Source organism: Paenibacillus sp. sptzw28, assembly GCF_019550795.1.
In the GTDB taxonomy this organism is placed as follows: Bacteria; Bacillota; Bacilli; order Paenibacillales; family Paenibacillaceae; genus Paenibacillus_Z.
In genome coordinates, this window is the sequence record NZ_CP080545.1 from 5,612,402 (window position 1) to 5,633,023 (window position 20,622).

The following is a 20,622-nucleotide window of genomic DNA, read 5'->3' on the forward strand; positions in this document are numbered from 1 at the left end:
TTTCTATCTAATGAGTAAAGTATGGAAAAACATGCAGATACGCCAACCATCGAATCCCTACAACAACAAATCATCGAACTATCGGCCAAGCTCAAATGGTACGAAGAGCAGTTCCGCTTAGCGCAGAAGAAGCGTTTCGGTGCTTCCAGTGAGCAGACGCATCCGGATCAATTAGAACTCCCGTTGTTCAACGAAGCCGAAATGATTGCAGCACCTGCTGGTGAAGAGCCGCGGTCTGAACAAATTACCTACGAGCGGCGCAAATCATCCGGCAAGCGAACAGAGGATCTCTCCAAGCTTCCAGTAGAAACAATCACCTATTCACTGGAGGAAGGCGAGCAAGTATGTGCGTGCTGCGGTGGGTTCCTTCACGAGATGAGTACAGAGACGCGCAATGAAATTGCCGTTGTACCGCCACAAGTGAAGGTCATCCGTCACGAGCGAAATGTGTATGCCTGCCGTCATTGTGAACGTGAAGATATTGAAACCCCGATCGTCACAGCTGCGATGCCAAAACCTGTTTATCCGGGAAGTTTGGCATCACCGTCGAGCATGGCTTACGTTATGAGCCAGAAATACGTCGACAGCTTGCCGTTATACCGGCAAGAGCAGCATTTCGCGCGTCTTGGATACACGTTATCTCGTCAGACGATGGCGAATTGGATGATCTATGGTGCACAGAAATGGCTCATGCCATTGGTCTCCGTGATGAAAGCTTATCTGCTAAGGCAGGATGTGCTTCATGCAGATGAGACGACACTGCAGGTGCTGCGTGAACCTGGGAAGTCTGCTCAATCGTCCTCGTATTTGTGGCTGTATCGCACCGGACGCGGTGTAGCGCCGGCGGTCATCTACGATTACCAGAAGACACGTGGCGGCGAGCATCCACAAATCTTCTTATCCGGGTTCAAAGGTTACCTGCATGTCGATGGTTATGCGGGCTATCATAAGGTTCCTTGTGTGACTCTTGTGGGGTGCTGGGCACATGCGCGGCGTAAATACGATGAAGCGTTGAAAGCAGCCCCGTCAGCGACGAGAGGTAACAAGGATTCGGTAGCTAGTCAAGGACTGGCTTACTGCAATGCTCTCTTCAATATTGAACGCGAGCTGAAGGATGCTTCGCCAGAAGAACGATATGCCGAGCGAAAGAAGCGAAGCCTTCCGATCCTGGAGGCTTATTCGGTATGGCTCAAGCAACAGCGCTCTCAAACACTGCCGAAGAGTCTGGTTGGAAAAGCGATTGCTTACAGCCTGAATCAGTGGGAGAAATTGACTGCCTTCCTGAAGGATGGTCGGCTCGAGATCGATAATAATCGCAGTGAGCGCTCGATCAAGCCATTCGTAATCGGGAGAAAGAACTGGTTATTTGCGAATACGCCTCGCGGCGCGAAGGCAAGTGCGGCGATCTACAGCGTCATCGAGACGGCGAAGGAAAACGGACTTCTTCCATTTCAATATTTAAAGTACCTGTTCGAGCAGCTTCCGCAGCTTCCGGATTCACAAAATCCAGAGGCGCTCGAGCCTTATTTGCCATGGTCATCTATGCTTCCGATTACTTGTCGCGTTATGGGATAGTTATCGCAAAACTTTTGGTCTTAGATGGAGATGGAGCTAGTTGTACGTGATGGGACGCTTACGATATAACTGCAGCAAAGCTGCACACACATTTACTTACTCTGCTTACGAATAAATTTGAGTTATTTAACAAAGTTGTTCAATCTTTCACTTCTATTTTTAATGAGGTTGAACGGGTATCACCGGAAACAATAGATAACCACTCTGTTGTGATTACGAACATACAGATCAAGTTTAAAGGTAGGGAGCAAACCATTCCGATTCAAGAATGTGGCAGTGGTTTTTATCATGTATTAATACTTTTGACCCTGATTCATAGTGAACAAGATAGCAAAGTGATACTATTTGATGAACCGAATTCATACCTACACCCCTCAGCTGAGAAATCAGTTTACGATTTATCTACGTTACAAAGTAATCATCATTTTGTGTTCACATCACACTCGCATATTTTAGTAAATTACCCGTGTGAAAAAAACATTTACCTTGTCAAAAATAAAGAAGGGAGATCAAATTACTTTAAAATCCAAGAGGTCGGCCCTATAGTTGAAGAATTAGGGATCCATAACAGTGACTTTGCATTTGCTGATAGGATTATATTTGTTGAAGGTCCAACGGAACGTAATGAACTGCCTAAAATACTGGAACACTTCGGCATGCCACAAGTTGGATACAACTACAGTCTAGTCAGTCTAAAGGGTACTGGAGATGAGTTTAAGATAGAAAAAGCAATGGTTTCCAATGCCAGGGTTTATGATGAACTCTTTAGTTGTATCTCTACTCAACCTATCCCGCATTTATTTTTTATAGACCGGGATGAAAGAAAATACGATACATTAAAGAAACACTACAACGAAGAACGTATTGTTTTGTTGATGAAACGTGAATTTGAAAATTATTTATTACATCCACAGGCTATTCAGTTCTTCCTAAAAGAAGTTTTTAACCAGCAAGTAGCTGTTGAGCAAATCGAAGCATTTATTGAACATTGTTTGAAGATGATTACTGATAAAAAATACTTTCCAGAGGGGCTGATTAGTGATCCAGCCAGTGACATTAAAGGCAGTAAGGTATTAGATGATATGATTAAGAAGTTTGTCAGTGAAGACTATACATACAGTAAACCAAAAAACGGTGCATTTTAAGTCGATTGGTTGCTAAAAAACCATCCCGAACAGTTAAAGGAAATTTCAGATCTGCTGAAACCGTTTATTAAAACTGACTAATTATCCTTATGATTCGCGGCGGCAGTCTTCATGTTGAAACTGCCGCTATATTTTATTCGGCTACGACCATTGGTCAATGTTGTACACGATTCTAACGATGCGGCCAATAACGTTTTCAAGTGACATTTCAATCCCTCCGATTGAGAACGTATGATCTCATTATACACCGAATGTATGTTCACTATAGTGGTGCCGACTTCGCTTTCTTCTGGATCCATACCGTCTCGCCGCAACCACCGTATAGACCTTCGCCTCAAAACGGCCGATCGCCTGCTTGACCATTTCGTGTCCGTTCCTATCTATAACTTTCTAACAAATCCAATGGGTTCATTTCTCTTGGTTTCCATGAATCCTCAAATATGTAGATGTAGTGGTTCGTCAGTTCATTCCCAAGTTCACTTATTAGTCCATAATCGTTCTCAAAATCCTTGTAAACGTTAAAATTATGTAACAACCAATACGCAGGAATATCAGAGAAATTGTATCCACTCGTGATTAAGTCAATCGTAAATTTCTTATAAAAATCAATGCAGGCTATAACATTTTTATACAAATTATTCCCACTATTCTCAAAGTAATTGGGTAATTGTCTTTCTATTGCGTTAAGAATATTTCCGTAAAAGTTACTCTCTGAAATAGATGGAGAGTGCAGAGCCACGCCCAATGCTGATACAGTGTACAACTCCATAAAAGCGAATGAGTAATCGTCAGCCACTTCCTTAAAAGCTGGAAACTGCTTACTCAATGTTCCATAATAAAACCCCGAGTAAATATGTGTATAGCGGATTATGGCTTCTAATTTTTGGTCGAGGCCTGTTATTTGTGGTTCTACAATCGCTTTCTCTATAACTTTCTTTTTAGAAAAAAACATATACTTGGTTCCTCCACTTCTGCTCTTTTTCGAAATATCAATATGTAAGAAGTATAATCCAAAAGGTGGAACGATCGCTGCAGTACATAAATGGATTCTGTTTCAATGACACGAAATCCAGCATATTTTGCTTCACACTACGGTCACCTCTTGTGAGCCGGCAGCTGTGGTTATTTCATGGCTAACTTCTTTCTTCGATCCTGATAAGCAAAATCAATAATATCCTTAATCTGCGACATGTCATCAACCAAATCCATGTTTATGTGGACTTCCCTTAGAGCTTTTCGGTGGTTATATTTTTGGTTGCCAATAAACCGAGAGTCCATCTCAGCCTGCCATTCAAGCGCAGATTGGCTATCGAGCAAATGAGCGATGTAGATCCCTTTTTTGTATTTTGATGACGAAAAAAACTTCGGCGTCTTCTTTCCGCTGGGCAGCCTCAGTTTATATCCAAAACAATCTCGAATGTCTTCCTCGAAATAAACTTCCGGCAGGGACTTCAGGTAGATGTCGATCTCTTTTATCACCCTTTGTATACTAGGGCGATTAATGAAGTCGGCCAATATAAAACTTTCTTCCTTTTCGTACACAAAACCCATATGCTCGCAATAAGACAAGTACTGACCTAGAAGGAACGCAGTCACATCATTCCAGTTATAAAGGTAACGATCTTGAATCTGCTTCAGGAATGAATGGATTTCCTGCCAGGTGATAAACTTTGGTTCGTGGATGATCTCGCCTTCTGTAAAGCGAGCTTCGTGGTTTTTAATCTGTGAAAGATCTACTTTCGCACCATCCAGCTTTGCTTCAATCAAGAGACTTACATTGTTGAGTTGAATCAGTGCATCAGGTATCGAATCCTTCCCCCGATCTGTATAAACTCGTGTTTCGACCGATTCTCGTTTGGCATCACTGATGGCCACCACATATCCATACCCCCGAGGTCTAAGGAGTTGCTGCCCAATCTGCAGGTCATAATGTCGGTCCTCTCCAGTGGGATCGAGTTCGGAAATTTTCAATAAAGAAGAAAGGAACAGGCGGGTCAGACGAGTTTCCGAGTGACGAAGTAAATCGATCAAGGCTTTGGTCGCATTGTTCTCTTTTTCAGAGTAATGATCGAATATAGTTAGGCTTTTCACCATAATGGACACTCTTTTCGTTAGGTTCTAAGGGATTCGCTTAGAGAACCCCCGTCCACTGTAAGAGATAAAACGATATTGAACTATCTTACCCGAGGGCTCAATATCGTTCTTCTTCACTGTTTATTATAGGGATAGCGCCAGCATTTTGACCGTTTTATCGCTTAGCATTAGCGGACATGCACTCTTGTCGTTCCTAAAATGTTGGCTGGTCCCCTTTTAGCCAGACTGTTTGGAGGTTATTTCAATATCTCAATGGTATATCAGACTTCTTTATCTTTACTTGGCCTGGATGTTTTCCAACCTTATACCCTAAATTCAATAAAAACATTTTTAATCCTTTTTCTGCAATGTCAATATTATTTCTTGGTCCGATTGTAATGCTTTGCAAGGGTAATTTATCCTCGAAAAAAAGAGTTATATAAGGGATGAATGCACCGTGCTGCGGACGATACTCTACAAACGATTTTCTGTACCGTCTTTTTTTGAGTGTTAAAATAAGCGATATTCTTCTTCTTGAGAAAATGAACTGTTTTTAAAAAATTGAATGTTGTACGAAATGGAATTAAGTATCTCATCTAGCCATGTATCAAAAAAGGGGAATGAATTTCCTTTTGGTATTAACAAATCTAGAGCTTTTAATAATTTGAAGATCAATTCTTTTTGGTAATCTGTGTCATATTGTACATTACCTGAACAATATGAAAAAGTGTCGTCTACTAGTTGAAGATACCACTTTTGTTCTTGCCCTGTAGTATTATTAATTTTAGCGTATACTTTTTCCTCAGCAAGTTGCTTACGAAAAATCTCTTCTAGGTTTATCTCAAAGTTATACCCTTCGAATTTTGAATAAATTCCCCATAATGCAAGCGAATCAGAATTTTCGATAAACTCAAAACATAACTATCCTCAATAAACCCTTTCATCTGATTAAACCATCTATTAAAGATTTCTTGATTCAGTGAGCGCCAATGATTATCTCTAAAAAATTTTTGAATTAATTCAATAGAATGGGCAACTTCTTTTGGATCATTGAGAAAACGTATTTAGTTAATCTGAATGATTTGTTGGTTAAAATGGATTCTAAGGCAAAGATTCCAGTATAGTGAAAAAAAGATCCCTTAAAATAATCACCTCTCTTAAAAAGGCTATAAGGTTCGATGTGTTCTTTATAAAAATCGGCACTCTCTTGTAGAGAAGATGTCACTTTATCAAGTCCCTTCTATCAAAAGAAATTACACGGTGGTTTTCCGCTGCACCGAGTTCGCTATAAGAACCCCGTGGAAAGATCGTCTGAAATGCTTCGACGATAAAAGAGAAATCCCTTTATTTCGTCACTCGAGAAGCACCATATCGAGGTAGTTCCAGCGTAGCTGATACCATCCCATAGAGACATCTGCCCAGCTCGATAAACTGCGGCGGACGGTCGAGAAAATTTGAAGCCCAGCTGTGGGAAGAATACGAGTTGAGTAAAGGATAAAAAGCGGATACAGGACAAACGTCTTACGAAGCGTATGATTGCCGACCGATTCAACGTCAGCGAATTCATAAGAACGTACATTAGAATTCAGCTAGAAAAGAAATACACCGCATGGTAATATTTGCTTATACACTGGCATAGCCCCAAGCAGACGCTATTGGGGCGAAATGTAATAAATGGTAATCACATTTATAGTAAAGAGGCGATGACAATGAGGAGAAAACTTCAGGTTTTCGTATCATCTACATTTACTGATCTAATTCCTGAAAGGCAAGCTGCAGTCGCAGCTATATTAAGCGCCGGTCACATACCTGCTGGTATGGAATTATTTAATGCCGGGGACAAAACCCAACAAGAAGTTATAAAGAGATGGATTGATGAATCAGATGCGTACATGCTAATTTTAGGCGGTAGATATGGCAGTTTAATGCCAGACGGCGATAAAAGCTATACTCATTGGGAGTATGGATATGCACAAGAAATTGGAAAACCAAGTTTTGCTCTGGTGCTAACGAAAAGTGCCATCCAATCCAAAATCACTTCGATGGATTATCAAGATTTTGTTCAAAACGTTGATAAATTGGATAAATTCAGAAATATTGTCGAAAGCAAAGTTGTAAAGCATATAAATAACGCCACGGAAATAGAAAGTGCAATACTTAGATCGCTGAAGGATATTGAAAATGAACCAGGACTTGCTGGATGGATTTCTGCTAAAAATGTATCGGACGTTTCTTTTGTTACTGAGGAAAAACTGACAATTAGTAACCAGATATATAAACAACAACGGGTTATTATTGATAATAAGGAATTTGTGAATTGTGTATTTCTTAATTGCGAGCTGATTTTAAAAGGGAATGGCATATTAGGAATAGTTAATTGTAAATTCTCTGATGATTGTGAGTTCACATTTATCGATTCGGCGGCCCTTACCGTTGACTTTCTCCGGCATTTGTATTCGGAGTTTGGAGAGGGAGGAAGAATTAGGGTAGAAAGTTTAATAAATGATATTCGTAGAGGTGGTAAGGTATCTTAATTCTAGTTTTTCCGATTTGGTAGCGATACATTGGAATCTTCGTACCCTTAACTGGGGTAGTACCAGCGTAGCTGACAAGAAGTGCGCGAACTGGTCAAGCAATAGTTACAAAGTTCTCACTTCTATTTATTCATTTTATAAAGAAAAGCTTTGCATTGCTTGGTCAATCATGTCGTCTGTAATTCCAATATATCGCATTGTCACGGATTGGGATGAATGTCCGAAAATTTGTTGAAGCAAAGCCAAATCCTTATACTTTTGATAAAAGTGATAACCAAAAGTCTTTCTCATGCTATGTGTCCCAATCGAGTCCTGAATGCCGGCATCCCGAGCAGCAGCATTAATAATATTCCAGGCTTGCACGCGGCTAATCGGTTTGTCACCACTTCGTGAAGGAAACAAATAATCGGAATCCCCCAATGACCGGCAATACTTTTCAATTTCGTTTCTAAGTGTATCCGTTATTAAAATACGACGGCTGTTACCGGTCTTCTTCTCTCGTACCTTAAGATGCGTGGCCGCCTTCACCTCGCATACTCGCAGAGGCAGAATGTCTCCGATCCTCAAGCCTGAGTTAATACCCATGAAGAACAAAAAATAGTCCCGGTAAGATCGATGTATGAGCAGTCCTTTTATCTTGCAGACCTTTCACGGATTGGCTGAACGGTATTCGCACCTTGAGATGGTCTCAGGGGTAACCCTCCTCTGACCCGAAATGTTTAGCTAAATTATACAATAGAATCAAAATGTTAAATACAAGTTTTTAATGGATTCGAAAATAAATAAAAAAAGCTTACTGGAAGCCATTTTTCGGCTAATAGTAAGCATTTCTCCAATTTAACACTTTGTAATAAATGTTAAATAAATAATGGGTGGGACCATGCCTCAATCCGCTACTACTGCACCTAAGTTGTTAGAGCACTTAGTAAAGCAAAAAACGACAATCACACAAAGATGGGTTTAGGTTCAAAAAAATGGCTGACAACAAAGGAAATTCCGCCCCATTTGTCGAATTACGTCGATGAGGTGAAAACAATTGAAACGTTATAAAGGGTTCCGAACCTTAACTTCATCCATTCATTTATTCACGGCCGCAACCGAGCGTGAGCTGGTTCTTGTATTCCAGGACAATGAGCTAATCGGAAGTGGCGTAATCGACGAAATAAAGAAGAACGTAACAGTCAGGGAGATAACAGAGGACATTATAATCATTAAAGGAGAGCGTTACATCCGGAGTTCGTGTACATTCGTTTTTCCAAGGTAAATCAAACGATAAACTCAACAAACTCCGGCGATCGCAATAATCCTCTTATAGCAGTTCCGAAATCGTACGCGTGTCTTTATCCGCGGCTGCACGTAGACGTAATTCCGATCCTCTCCAGTCACAATCGTTTTCGCGACGCCGTAAAACGCCTTCTTATGCGCGCTGGTTACCGCGAGTTCGATAACTCCCGCCGGTTTCCATTCAAGTGCACCATCCATCCGAATTGATCCTTCCGATATGCCGCGATTTGAACGTCGACGTACTGGTAATTGATAATCTTCAGCTTCGCCGGCTAACATATACGCTATCTTTCCGCTTTGAAACGATCCCCTCTAAATGATGCGCTTTAATCGTATCAAATAACGCAATCCCGCTGTCTTCCATGGAAAATGCAGGCGAATAAAATGCGTTCGCGGTCAGGATCTGCCCAAGCAGCACTTTCCGTTCCGTAAGCGGCCGACTCCGCATATCGATTAATTAAATATTGACAAGCTATTAGCTGGAATAGCTCAACTAGGGCAACCTCATTTTTGTGTTTTTCCACGATATCATATTACCTTCACTTGATAAAGCTTCGATCTTTAAGGGGTCTCCTGATTGTCCAGCGGCATTTTCAAGAATCTCGACATAGGTAAACCAAAATCTCCCTTGTTCTGTTGAAACAATTTTTGCTTGTTGATTTAATGTCTTTTGTCTTACCATCACATTTTGTATGTCGTCATCGGTAATTAACCCTGCGAATGTCAGTTTTGGAATGTTAGGGTCATTCATCATTCCCCAAGTAAAGCATCTATTTCTGCTTATATTCCAGGATTCTATTTTATTTGAGAAGAATGCATGGCGAAATCCCGATTCGTCTTTATACAAGACAATCATTCCGTTTTCACTTCTTCTTGTAACTTCTCAATTTTATCCTCATTCGAAATTAGGCATCCAGTCGATTGGTTCCCAATGCCAAACTGCAGTCGTGAAAAATAACGCCCAAAAAGTCCGTAATAATCTATTATTCATGACTTATTTTTATTCCTCGTCGCGATGCTTCTCAAAGGATTGCTTTATCAGGAACATAGCGTAGTCAATCTCATCAGCGGAAGACACCCCGATCTCTACATCACCATTGCCCCAACGTCCGACATTGCTTACATCCTTACAAATGCCGTGAGGATCCAGAATCTCATTGAATGCCATATTTAAGCTTAATCGAAGCCTGCTCTTCTGGGGCACGATATCTACAAAGTTCGTTGTCGTCTTGAACGCAATGTAAAGTTTTTTGAACTCCATTCGAACAGCACTATCCAAGTTGTAGATTCTCTTGCTTAATTCCTCGAATAAAGCCAGCATCTCCCCCTGTAACTCTGGGTGATCTGCAAGGGTGTATGTAACGGCTTCATTATCGGATTCCTTTTTACTATATTTCGACGACACATCTTCCGGAAGCTGTGGAAACTGCCATACTTGCAATGCCTGGTCAGCCAGTGAGCGAGCACGTTTTGTAATTTCGTCTTCATTCCAAGCTTCGAGCTTCACAAGCCCTTTGTTGAGTCGTAACGGACTGTTGGCAAATCCGCCTTCCATGTCCCTCTTTGCCTTAAATGGTCGATCACTCAGCTCGGAATTATATCGTGTTAAAGTCAAGTTGCCGAGCGTATGTAAATATGTCTTTTGTAACTCTTCCCAATTTGCCCCCAAATCGTGTCTCCACTCAGGCAACAAGTTTTTATTTTGAGGCATGATGTGTTCAATGGTATAAGCCTCGATATCAACAATTTCTTTTCGATTAAAATTCTCCAGCTTCCGAAGAAGGTAGTAGCGATTCCTGAAATTGTAGACATCTTTGATAGTTAATTCACGTACAAATTCCTCATCAGATGGAAAGCGTTTATACGAGTCTTTGAGTAAAAATGTCGCAAATACGGATTCTAAATAATTCTCTTTATTCAATTCTTTACTAATAGTCGCAAAAGGGAATTGGTCGGGACGCCACAAATCGCTCGACGGAACACATAGGTTTCAACCAGTTTCAGTATGGAGATAAAGTCTGACTTCGATAGCCTCTGATTCTCATAGTCATCATAGACCTCAAGTAAGAACGGATAGGAAACATCAACCTTTAATGTATTGATATCCATCAAAACCTGATTGATGTCTTTGTCTTTTTCGGTCTGGAACGCCAGCTTCACGAAATGTTTGGAGAATCGGTAGATATCCTCAACAATCTGCTGGACGATCAGATCATTGTTTTGAAACACGGACTCTTTAAAGCTCGAATACACCTGTTCAATATTTGGAATTCGCCCTGTCTTCACCGTCAAATAATCACGCATGAAGCGGTCAAAAAGTGCCGAATCATTGAAATTTCCAAAACTCTTCTCCATTGGATGCCAATATTCTTTGTATAGTTCCTCTTGCTTTTTGGGTTCGAGCTTCATTAAAACAAAGTTTCTAATCAAATCAGCTTGTGATAGATCAAGTCCCGTTGAATTTAGGCTTTCAAAAATCAACTGCGGGTTATCATGGTCTCGATCCAAGGAAATATCTACGACGATCAGCTTCGCAATTCCCTGATAGAGCTTGTTCAAGTCGATTTCACTCTTCTTGATTTGATCCAGGAAAAACGTATAGTTTTCGTACACTCGTTGAGAGTATTCTTCGGGGATCTTTTTATCTGCAATTAAGCAGATGAGGGTGTCTTTGTCACTTTGCGTTAAAATCAACTTATTGTATAATTCGTCTTCTTCGTCACTATTGACCAGGTGGTAATTCATAATTTTCTTTTTCGTCATATCATAGGGTTGTCCACTTTCTTCAATTGCTTTCCCTAACGCTAGCAAAAACAATGTCAGCGTGGTCATCCGTTGCTGTCCATCAATGACAAGCAATTGAGGGACAGACGAAATTTGATATAATCCCTTTTCGATATATACAATCGAGCCGACAAAATGCCCCTTTATTTGATCCTCACTAGCCGCTCGAACAATATCGTTCCACAACTGGCGGCATTGTTGAATTGTCCAGCTATATTTACGTTGGTAAATGGGTATGATGAACTGCTTTGTACCTTGTAAAAACTTCAAGAAATTTGTTTCCGATGCCTTCATTGAACTTTAGATCTCCTTTGCCCGTTAGTCTTTTCAATAATTAACGAAGCATTTTTTTGCTGTTACGAACCTGCTATTTCTTTTCGCTGATAAATTTGTAGTGATTCCAAACTATGACTCATCCGAGAAGGATGCCTGGGATGCCCCGATTCGGCAATACCTAAACAATATAGATCGTGCCCTTTGGAAAGTAAATCGCGAGCAACCATTTTGTTTCGTTGTTTAATAAGATGCTTCTCGCCCCATGCTAATACAATTCTCTCAGGATCAGAAGCAGATTTAAGCTGTTTAGGGTCAGTCGAAATGAGTGCAAATTATCCGCGATATGTCATCCGTACTCGTTTGGAATCTGAAATGCAATTCCTCTGTTCACTTTTATGATCTCCTTACTGAAAAAGTAAGCCTCATTACGTCAATCCCCCAAAAACCTGTTATAGTACCAACTATGCAGTTCATCATCCGTCCTAAATCTCGGCACTTCTCCTTCAACATACCGACGCCAGCACAAATCGAATTCTTCGATGGTTGCAACTCGAAATGTCATGATATCACGTATTTCCGTCAGAAAGACAAATCCATCTTCTTCTTTCACCAATACCTCGCCTTGAAACCCACGCCCTCGATTTGTATCAAAGAACCGTACCTGCTCCGTATTTGCTTCATTCCGCATTTCTACTTCTAATGCGAGTAGAACGTTATTCCTGGTGTTTACATCAACAAAGTATAGCTTTCTTCCGCCGCCGGCTCCTGTTTCAAACAAGCGATACGTTCCTCGTCCAATTCGCTCATAATCATTATAGGTTACAGCATGGTTTGCGGTGGCATTGACACAACACCTGGATGTAACATGTGTCCGAATGGTCGAAACGTTCAAATTCGGATTTTTGCTGAGCATGTAATCCACTACCTCGCCAATCTCGAACTCATTATTTCCTTTACACTTTACGATCTCACGTACAGCGGCTAAGATTACATCTCGATAATTAATCCGATTGTTTATTTTCTGAGGCATCCTTCTTCTCCTATCGCTCGTTATTCTTCTGCATTGTCAGTTTATCCCTCATCAATAATACCTGTACCAACAAGTCCCTGATTTCATTTTCAGTGAAGTCATGTACAAGTATCCAGCCGCGTTCATCAATTTTGTACTTATCCGTAAATTCAGCGATATCTTTCCCCCACACATAAGCTACGGGGCTTCCTTCCCTCATTTCCCTTACAATGACCTTGCCTTTGTATCTAAAGTTAGTCTTATTCGGCTTGATCGAATACCTTTCCATTCCGTACTGACTGTCCTCGAAAATAGCCAGCTTTTGCTCGAACGATAATGACACCCCTTCTTCTCCTCCCCGTTTATCATATATTTCTTTGCTAATACTGAAAAAGCCTGCATATTACAAGCTCTTTTACATCGTTTATTTATGAAATACTTCCCAGCATTACATCTGACATCTCTGCCTTCAAGGGTTCGACATGGTAGACCCGTTTTTCCATATTCAAAATCTTGACGAAGAAATAAAATTGAAACATAGGCAATCAATTCACCAACTCTTGATAATCAGAATCATCCTTAAACTCTTTCCCCTCAATCGGATCAAATTCTTTTCTTCCATCAGGTAAATGTTTTATTCCAATAATGATATATCTCTTATTAATATCGATATCAGCATTTGACATTGACATGATATCTTTGAGAAAATCTTCATTGTTATGATACTGGAACTTCTTAAAGTCAACATATGTACTTTCATTTTCGTACTCTATGATTTCCTGAATATTCATTACTGTTTTAACCTCCAATCAGTTTTGTTTATTCATTTCCCAAACCTACAAAAGATGGTATTTTAGAAACGATCTCTTCCCTAAATTTTTCTGCTGGAGTATCTGCAATAAATATGTATTTATGATTGAAAAGATGTTCAAATTCACTGATCCAGAATTCGTCTTTGGGCTTCTTTCCTTCAAAGATGATAGTTACTGCTTCAAACCTGTTTGCCAATGCATTCTGTATGTTCTCTATTCTCGCTATATCCTGTAAGAGAGTAGGGACGCCAATTCTCTTCCCAAGTTGATACTTACGATTGTATTCCTCGTTACTTTTTACAAACTTTTCTCGGTATCGTTTAATGATCGGATTAGAAAAATCAGCTCCATCCAGATAAGCTGATGTTGAAGAACTGACTTTGATTGATATTCCAATCTTCAACTCATATCCCGACAGAATGGAAATATCCAATGTCTGTCGCCCGATTTCTGCTACATATTTTTTCTCAGACCTGAGTATAATGTTCCCTTTTACTACCTCGTTTTCATATAATGCTTGATCTATCCCTAAATAATAATGAATCCATCGTAGTACAATTGCTTCCGTAATCCTTGGTTTTTTCATGCATTCCGTATAGAATTTATCTTTTAACCCTACAAGCTCTCCGCATGTAATATCTCTATTTTTAAGAATTTCATCATGATTTAGAATAAAATCTCTTATCATCTCTTTGCTCAAATGTGAAATCCCCTCCTAAACAACGCTTTACATAAAATCTAACTATATCAAATATGTAAAAGTTATGCTTTCAAATGCTCCTGCTGTATGGAACAGTATTATCTGTCGATAGATTATAATTCTTGAAAAAGTTAAAGAAGTTTTTAGGCAAATAAGCGAAAAATAACCTCACATGGAATTGATATCACTAACCTTGAAGGCATCTACATCCATTAACCACTTCGTTCACTTTGGTTTAAATAATTCAGCTAATTTTTGAAGGATGGAACGATTTGGCTTCTCATTCCACTCGATAAAATTGAAAAATAGCTCCTTGTTTATAACGAGCACCGGACTATCCTCTATAATACATTCCGGGGGTAAAAAGTTAATTTTATTTAACTTATCTTTGTTAGTCTGGTTTCCAAATTCATCAATGTTTATAAATATTGAGTTATCCTCCCGAACATCAAAATATTGTCGGTGGCTACGGAATAACTCACGCCAAATGAATTTCCCTCGTTCGTCATAATCGTTAAATTTCTTATTCGGGAACCAAGGCGGGATATCAAGACCACATTCTAAATAATACCCCTTGAAAATCTCTCGAGCGACGTATAAAAAATCGTCTGATGTATAAAATTCCTTACCATCTTTTAGCCATTGAGCCATTCGGAAACTAAAATCTTGGAATAAAGTCGCATCAGTATTCGCCATGATCTCACTTAAATATTTGCTCGAATTGGACATTAATGCTTTTTGGAATGTATTGTCGATTTGGAGATAGTATATCCGCATCGCAGTTTGAGAGTTAACATCAAAGCCAGTCGCATTTGTTGTGCCAATCAAAGCTGGATGATGGCCCCTGCGTTCATTACTTATAAACTTAATAAGTCGTTCCCCTTTTTTGGCCGCGGTACTGGTGAAGAACTTCGGATCAATCTCATCAATTAGAATAGGATTAACATTACTTGAATGGAAATAGTCCCAGATTATATTAGAATCCTTCACCTGCTCATAAGGCATGTAGGGTTTCATATTTCCCATTAGCATCCCGATAAACTCTAAAGCGGTCGTCTTACCAGACATTGATCGACCGGCGATGATTAAAAAAGGTGGAAAGTGCCGCCTTACGCTTTCGCGTCCTTCTTCAGTCGCATAATGTTCACGCATTTTCCATATATACGTTGCCATGAAACTATACAAAATGATTTCGCATATTCTTGATTGATTACGCTGGTCATCCCGAGCTGTAAACAGTTCATAAGCTTCTACGAATTTGTTGATTAGCTCAAGGTTTTTTATTAATTTTTCCTGACTCTCAATTGGCTTAGAGAAAGGTACTAACTCTTGATTATCGGGGGTTTCTTCTGAAACTTGTTGTGGGTTTTCTCTATAGAGCAAATGTGTAGCATCGTTATAAATCAGTCTGAATCTGTTATCCAGTTCCTCCGACTTTTTATGCGTTTTAGAAATTATCGTCTTAATTGAAACTGCCTTTTGTTTTAGTTCGGCAACAGGTAAAAGCTTGTATGTTCCGGTTTTTGTATCTTTTTTCGTGACGACCTCTACTATTTGCTTATATTTGATTGCTTCTTCTTTTTCTACCGCTATTTTATCAGGAAGTAGCTTTATTGCTTCCATTTCCTCTTCGGAAAACTGAATGATGACTTTGTTCCGTATAACTTCATCCAAGAGGATATCTTTCATCATTTCAGGATCGGCAATCCATACTTGTTCCTTTGTAATCTTAGACTTTATCGTTTCTGGGATGTAGTCGGATGTTTGTTCGAGTATCTGTTGATATCGTTCCAAATAAACGTCAAATAACGGGGAATCATCAAAGACCATTATCTCTTCAAATTGCTTTTTACTTTGAAAGGCGTTTTCGGTAAAGTTTGCCGATCCAACAATTACACGATTTGTTTTATGACCCTTAAGTAAATAAAATTTTGAGTGAATCGAATATCCTTGTTTGGCATATCTAACCTGATATTGATTTGAACAGAGACTCTCCTGTACAGACTGAGGTAGAGACTTAATAAAATTTATGCGTCTTTCCACATCGAGAAATGTCTCCAGACCAGATGCAAAAGGACCAGCAACATCCCCATCTTCAATTCCAAGGACCAAGCTAATTTTCTTAAACTTTTTCGTTGTATTGAAAAAGAATTTCGGAGAAGCGACATAAGTAACTGCCAAAAGTTCCTCATATATTGAAGGGTTAAAAAGTTCATCAATGCTCATATGTATCGGCTGAAGTTCTTTAACAACATGCAAAAAATTAATATCGGAGCTGATCTGTTGTTCCTCAAATAAAGATAATTGTCCTTCATTTACGATTGCCATAAAGTTCCCCTTTACTCTCTATCATATAAACTTCTTATCTGTTACATTAATCCAAAATTTCCAACTATAAAAATGTTAACATATCAAAGTCAAAATAACTATTAAATTGCTTGATTTTGTATTATAATTTGTAAAGTTAGCCAAATTGGCTATAATTTGAACCAAAAATGCAATGTGAATGGAGATCAATATGACAAACGATATTCAACGGATTCAAGTTAGATTTAATAAACAGACATTTGATAGACTGCAATCTTTATCAGATAGGTATGGTATTCCAGTAAACTCAGTGGTATCTTTTATTGTTGGTCAATGGCTCGACCAAAATGATTCAAATATGCAGATGAGAGAAAAAATTAATAACCAATTACTGGATTCTACTGCAAAACAATTATCGTCTGGAGATCAGTTCGCACAACTGCTTGGTAATCCGATCTTTGCTCAGATGATGCATCAGATGCTTAACGAAGTGGCTGATAAAGCCGTTAAGCATACTATCCAAAACGATAAATAAAAACAAAGTGCTACCGAGAAAGAACCATAATGAAGTTCGCTGCTTGATTGGAGATACCAGTAGTTATGTATCGTAAAGGACGGAATCAGAATTACAGGCAAATTAGGAGGAAAATTACAAGTTCTGATCATCCCTTGATCGAGAAAAACGGGGGCAAAAAGCAATTTATAGACGTGCTAACGATTCAGGAAAAGCTGGGGAAAGGGCGAGCATTAACCGGAGGAAAAATCGGAGGAAATGTTCGAGTAAGAATGAAAACGGACCTCAGCCTTTGTCCCGCCTGCATTCCCCCTAAAACGCCGGAGCGGGGCTTGCGATCCCCATAAGCCCTCTCCCCTCATCTCCTCAAACGAAAAAAGCCGCGGGAAAATAGGAGAGAATACCTGAGTTTCGCTCGGCTCGTAGGTTGACTTTTTAGGCTTTAGTACGACTTTATAGGCTTTATGTCAACTAAAATTGCTTTTTACAGGAGTGCTTGATCTTTTCTTGGTAAAAGAAGTCTTTATGCTCAAATAAAGCTAACCGCTTGTTCAAGTATAGCCTTATCACGCAGAATCATAAATTTTGATGTATAATCATCACAGTTTTGAAGTGAGTAATTCATTACTTTTAATGCCTCAACGGAGGTTCATTAAACGCATATCCGACAGACATTCGTATCTCGATTTCCTTACTGTTCGTTAAATCAGATTGGATACATTCGACCAGCTCTTTGCCCTTTTCCTTACTTGCATTCGTCATCAAAATCGCAAATTCATCGCCGCCTATCCTTGTCACGAATACGTCGTTTGTGGAATAAGCATTCAATAAGTTAGCCGCTTCTTTTAATAATTGATCTCCTCGCTTGTGCCCGAATTGATCATTGACCTGTTTGAGATTTCTATCTTTGGAGCATGGTGATCGCGGACAAAGAACTGGATTTCACCTATCCCCTTTCCCCAATGCCATTCATTTTCAAAAAATGCAAAACCACTTTTGAAATCCCTACAATGTCCCCATGGTTTGAATCTCCCTCCAATCCTCCATCAACCGCCCATACTCCATGACCCACAAGGTTTTTCAGCCCCTCCATCCCTCTCCAACCAAATTCCTTGAGCAAAATAAGTTTGCCGCTGAAAACCAGTTCAACGTTTGGTTAAAATGATGAGACCCTAAATACACTGATTAACGTTAACGCTTTTGCTGAATAATGCCTTGGAGATAGGTTGAAATATTCTGTCCTGAAACTGTCCTATTACTTTCCTATTGCTTTCCTATTGCTGACCTTATACACAATAAGATTTAGGTATATAATCAAAGCAAATAGAAAAATTGAAAGAAGGTCGTGATATGCACATTGGACTAAAAATCAAAGAACTTCGAGAGTTAAAACTTTGGACACAGGCTCAACTAGCAGAAATCTCAGGAGTAAGCGACAGAACCGTTCGAAGAATTGAGGCAACTGGAAAAGCCGAGAGTGCAACATTACTCTCTATTTTAAATGCCTTAGATTCAAACCTAGAAGAACTTGAAAACATGTTTAGCAATGAAACATCAAATAAAAAGGAAACCCCAGAAAAGGATAATGATGTTAAACTCCTCCGTAGAATTGAAAAGGGCAGAGATCTGGGTAAAATCATTTTCTCTGCTCATCAATACGGATACGATTACCATGATTGTAACAATGATGAGCAAATAAACCTTGCTCAAAACTTCTTAGCTTCAGTTGCGGATATATTATGAAAACGAATTAACCAAACAGATTAGAGAGTTGGATGAGAAAGGACTTTGGATATTTGGTGACCGACTCATTGATAAAGACGAAAATTGGATCACAGCTATAGTCGAGATCTATTCAAAGGATAACCCAATGATTCAGAAAATACGATTAGATAAAAATATAATACAAAAAAATACGTAATTGTATTGTTCGTTTATCAGTTGGATAGAAATAGCGAGTAGAAAATCAGGGAAAGGGCCTGAAATTCGGTCGACTGACTTGTAAACTTATTTTGATGAAAGGTGGACTTGTCTACAACTAACCTGAAACAACTCGGCACTTTATTAACATAGGCAAGGGGAAATCCGTACACTAATGATCATTTATAAACTCGATGTACTAAATCTGCGGAAACTGATCCCAGGTCCTGCCATGAGTCTGTAAAATAGATTGTGTAAACTCCTAAACCTATTACAATGGAAGTAGAAGAAAGGTTGGGGAGAACACATGGGATTATGGACGAAACAGCAACTCCGGCAGTTCATCAAGGAGAATAAATTGGTCTCGGCGCAGGATGCACAGAATGCGTTGAAAGAGCTGTTTGCCGAAACGCTGCAGGAGATGCTGGAAGCCGAGATGGATGAACATCTGGGCTATGAGAAGCACGACATGCAGAACAAGCAGACGACCAACAGTCGTAATGGCAAGAGTAAGAAAACCATCGTAAGCGAGTACGGTGATCAGGAGATCGCCGTTCCCCGTGACCGGCAAGGGGAATTTGAACCCCTGGTGGTGAAGAAGCACCAGTCTAATGTGACCGGCATTGAAGATCAGATTATTGCCCTTTATGCCAAAGGTGTCAGCACGCGTGAGATTCAGGATCATCTGCAAAATCTGTATGGGATTGAGGTCTCTCCCACCTTTATTTCTAACGTGACCAACAAGATCATTCCCTTGATTAAAGAATGGCAGAACCGGCCGCTCCAAGGCGTGTACGCGGTTGTCTTCCTGGATGCCATACACTTCAAGGTGAAGCAAGATGGTGCCATTGTCAATAAAGCCGCCTACATGGTAATCGGCATCGACCTGGATGGCAACAAGGATGTACTGGGCATGTGGATTGGTGAGCATGAATCCGCCAAGTTCTGGCTTAATGTTCTAAACGACCTGAAGAACCGGGGCGTGCATGATATCCTTATCATCTGTGTCGATAATCTGACCGGCTTCAGCCAAGCCATTCAGGCTTGTTACGCGAAAACGGATATTCAGAAGTGTATCATCCACCAGATCCGCAACTCCACCCGTTACGTCTCTTACAAGGATCTGAAGAAGGTAACAGCTGACCTGAAGCCGATTTACAAAGCAGCGACGGAAGAAATGGCACTCGTCGAACTCGATCGCTTCGAGGAAACCTGGGGGAATAAGTACCCGCTCATCATTCGCTCTTGGCGCAATAACTGGGATGAGCTGGCCACCTTCTTCAAGTACCCACCCGAAATCCGCAAGCTCATTTACACCACCAACATCATCGAGAGTTACCACCGCCAACTTCGCAAAGTGACGAAGGGAAAAAGCATCTTCCCGACGGATGAATCCTTGTTGAAAATGCTTTATCTGGCCACCATGGATGTTACGCGTAAATGGACAGGCCGCGTTCAAAACTGGGGTCAAATGCTGCTGCAGCTCTCCGTTTTCTATCCGGACCGCATCGGACAGCATCTGCGATAAAATTTCCCCCTCGGGGGAAAGCACGAAAAGAGTTTACACAAAAGATTTGACAGACCCTTTCTTCTCTCCCCTTTCCACATCATTATCTTACCAATATTTTCTTCCGAAAGAAAGTAATAGACAACTCAAACTTTGGATACTCTTACAAAGCTCAAGCGTAG

The 20,622-nt window shown here is 40.0% G+C and carries 18 protein-coding genes and 2 pseudogenes; 6 read left to right on the plus strand and 14 right to left on the minus strand.

Translation table 11 applies throughout. The features are described 5' to 3' along the window. The first annotated feature begins 21 nt into the window (after positions 1–21). Both tnpC and KZ483_RS26020 read left to right on the plus strand, forming a co-directional pair. The gene (gene tnpC / locus KZ483_RS26015; protein ID WP_220350416.1) at positions 22–1,575 is read left to right on the plus strand and encodes an IS66 family transposase; all 1,554 of its coding nucleotides are present in this window, start codon (positions 22–24) and stop codon (positions 1,573–1,575) included. A gap of 101 nt (positions 1,576–1,676) precedes the next feature. Further along, positions 1,677–2,720, plus strand: coding sequence for an ATP-dependent nuclease (locus KZ483_RS26020; protein WP_397376231.1), 1,044 nt, complete (start codon positions 1,677–1,679; stop codon positions 2,718–2,720). Between the two features lie 376 nt (positions 2,721–3,096). Here KZ483_RS26020 and KZ483_RS26025 read toward each other — a convergent pair whose 3' ends face one another. Then, positions 3,097–3,672, minus strand: coding sequence for a hypothetical protein (locus KZ483_RS26025; RefSeq protein WP_220350417.1), 576 nt, complete (start codon positions 3,670–3,672; stop codon positions 3,097–3,099). A 170-nt stretch (positions 3,673–3,842) separates the two neighbouring features. Beyond that, positions 3,843–4,823 carry a hypothetical protein gene (locus KZ483_RS26030; protein ID WP_220350418.1) on the minus strand — a complete coding sequence of 327 codons (981 nt, stop codon included), beginning with the start codon at positions 4,821–4,823 and terminating at the stop codon, positions 3,843–3,845. 1,679 nt (positions 4,824–6,502) lie between these two features. Here KZ483_RS26030 and KZ483_RS26035 point away from each other — a divergent pair. Then, on the plus strand, positions 6,503–7,327 hold the full coding sequence (locus tag KZ483_RS26035; RefSeq protein ID WP_220350419.1) for a DUF4062 domain-containing protein: 825 nt from the start codon (positions 6,503–6,505) through the stop codon (positions 7,325–7,327). 135 nt (positions 7,328–7,462) lie between these two features. Here KZ483_RS26035 and KZ483_RS26040 read toward each other — a convergent pair. From KZ483_RS26040 to KZ483_RS26085, 11 genes and pseudogenes are all read right to left on the minus strand, one after another. Continuing rightward, positions 7,463–8,019 (minus strand): annotated as a pseudogene (locus tag KZ483_RS26040) (site-specific integrase). 586 nt (positions 8,020–8,605) lie between these two features. Continuing rightward, positions 8,606–8,809 (minus strand): hypothetical protein, encoded by a 204-nt coding sequence (locus tag KZ483_RS26045; protein ID WP_220350420.1) that lies wholly within the window; start codon positions 8,807–8,809, stop codon positions 8,606–8,608. Positions 8,810–9,104: 295 nt separating this feature from the next. Continuing rightward, positions 9,105–9,467, minus strand: coding sequence for a hypothetical protein (locus KZ483_RS26050; protein ID WP_220350421.1), 363 nt, complete (start codon positions 9,465–9,467; stop codon positions 9,105–9,107). A 144-nt stretch (positions 9,468–9,611) separates the two neighbouring features. Beyond that, on the minus strand, positions 9,612–10,532 hold the full coding sequence (locus tag KZ483_RS28770) for a GmrSD restriction endonuclease domain-containing protein (protein ID WP_258881432.1): 921 nt from the start codon (positions 10,530–10,532) through the stop codon (positions 9,612–9,614). Then, the gene (locus tag KZ483_RS28775) at positions 10,529–11,689 is read right to left on the minus strand and encodes a DUF262 domain-containing protein (RefSeq protein ID WP_258881433.1); all 1,161 of its coding nucleotides are present in this window, start codon (positions 11,687–11,689) and stop codon (positions 10,529–10,531) included. The genes KZ483_RS28770 and KZ483_RS28775 overlap by 4 nt, the downstream gene beginning before the upstream one ends. Before the next feature lie 62 nt (positions 11,690–11,751). After that, complete coding sequence (locus KZ483_RS29245) at positions 11,752–11,994, minus strand: DUF1643 domain-containing protein (protein WP_220353688.1); 243 nt, start codon at positions 11,992–11,994, stop codon at positions 11,752–11,754. Positions 11,995–12,101: 107 nt separating this feature from the next. Continuing rightward, positions 12,102–12,701, minus strand: a complete 600-nt coding sequence (locus KZ483_RS26065; protein ID WP_220350422.1) for a DUF7669 domain-containing protein — start codon at positions 12,699–12,701, stop codon at positions 12,102–12,104. Between the two features lie 10 nt (positions 12,702–12,711). Beyond that, complete coding sequence (locus tag KZ483_RS26070) at positions 12,712–13,023, minus strand: hypothetical protein (protein WP_220350423.1); 312 nt, start codon at positions 13,021–13,023, stop codon at positions 12,712–12,714. A gap of 202 nt (positions 13,024–13,225) precedes the next feature. Next, positions 13,226–13,471 (minus strand): hypothetical protein, encoded by a 246-nt coding sequence (locus KZ483_RS26075; RefSeq protein WP_220350424.1) that lies wholly within the window; start codon positions 13,469–13,471, stop codon positions 13,226–13,228. A gap of 28 nt (positions 13,472–13,499) precedes the next feature. Further along, positions 13,500–14,192, minus strand: coding sequence for a hypothetical protein (locus tag KZ483_RS26080; RefSeq protein WP_220350425.1), 693 nt, complete (start codon positions 14,190–14,192; stop codon positions 13,500–13,502). A 225-nt stretch (positions 14,193–14,417) separates the two neighbouring features. Next, positions 14,418–16,520 carry a phospholipase D family protein gene (locus KZ483_RS26085; RefSeq protein ID WP_258881434.1) on the minus strand — a complete coding sequence of 701 codons (2,103 nt, stop codon included), beginning with the start codon at positions 16,518–16,520 and terminating at the stop codon, positions 14,418–14,420. 190 nt (positions 16,521–16,710) lie between these two features. On the opposite strand from KZ483_RS26085, the gene KZ483_RS26090 reads away from it, so the two are divergent. Continuing rightward, positions 16,711–17,034, plus strand: a complete 324-nt coding sequence (locus KZ483_RS26090; RefSeq protein WP_220350426.1) for a hypothetical protein — start codon at positions 16,711–16,713, stop codon at positions 17,032–17,034. Positions 17,035–17,643: 609 nt separating this feature from the next. On the opposite strand, the pseudogene KZ483_RS26095 reads toward KZ483_RS26090, so the two are convergent. Then, positions 17,644–17,901: pseudogene (locus KZ483_RS26095) on the minus strand (diguanylate cyclase domain-containing protein); the annotation flags it as partial. Positions 17,902–18,363: 462 nt separating this feature from the next. On the opposite strand from KZ483_RS26095, the gene KZ483_RS26100 reads away from it, so the two are divergent. Next, complete coding sequence (locus KZ483_RS26100) at positions 18,364–18,756, plus strand: helix-turn-helix domain-containing protein (protein WP_220350427.1); 393 nt, start codon at positions 18,364–18,366, stop codon at positions 18,754–18,756. Positions 18,757–19,240: 484 nt separating this feature from the next. Further along, entirely contained in the window at positions 19,241–20,461 is a 1,221-nt protein-coding gene (locus KZ483_RS26105; protein ID WP_220350355.1) for an IS256 family transposase, read from the plus strand. Positions 20,462–20,622 lie beyond the last annotated feature (161 nt).

Excerpts from the sequence above, each read along its gene's own strand:
- KZ483_RS26050 (WP_220350421.1), bottom strand. The coding sequence starts at position 9,467 with ATGATTGTCTTGTATAAAGACGAATCGGGATTTCGCCATGCATTCTTC.
- KZ483_RS26065 (WP_220350422.1), bottom strand. The coding sequence starts at position 12,701 with ATGCCTCAGAAAATAAACAATCGGATTAATTATCGAGATGTAATCTTA.
- KZ483_RS26090 (WP_220350426.1), top strand. The coding sequence starts at position 16,711 with ATGACAAACGATATTCAACGGATTCAAGTTAGATTTAATAAACAGACA.
- KZ483_RS26105 (WP_220350355.1), top strand. The coding sequence starts at position 19,241 with ATGGGATTATGGACGAAACAGCAACTCCGGCAGTTCATCAAGGAGAAT.
- KZ483_RS26045 (WP_220350420.1), bottom strand. The coding sequence starts at position 8,809 with ATGGATGGTGCACTTGAATGGAAACCGGCGGGAGTTATCGAACTCGCG.
- KZ483_RS26035 (WP_220350419.1), top strand. The coding sequence starts at position 6,503 with ATGAGGAGAAAACTTCAGGTTTTCGTATCATCTACATTTACTGATCTA.
- KZ483_RS26085 (WP_258881434.1), bottom strand. The coding sequence starts at position 16,520 with ATGGCAATCGTAAATGAAGGACAATTATCTTTATTTGAGGAACAACAG.
- KZ483_RS26025 (WP_220350417.1), bottom strand. The coding sequence starts at position 3,672 with ATGTTTTTTTCTAAAAAGAAAGTTATAGAGAAAGCGATTGTAGAACCA.
- tnpC (WP_220350416.1), top strand. The coding sequence starts at position 22 with ATGGAAAAACATGCAGATACGCCAACCATCGAATCCCTACAACAACAA.
- KZ483_RS26100 (WP_220350427.1), top strand. The coding sequence starts at position 18,364 with ATGCACATTGGACTAAAAATCAAAGAACTTCGAGAGTTAAAACTTTGG.
- KZ483_RS26075 (WP_220350424.1), bottom strand. The coding sequence starts at position 13,471 with ATGAATATTCAGGAAATCATAGAGTACGAAAATGAAAGTACATATGTT.
- KZ483_RS28775 (WP_258881433.1), bottom strand. The coding sequence starts at position 11,689 with ATGAAGGCATCGGAAACAAATTTCTTGAAGTTTTTACAAGGTACAAAG.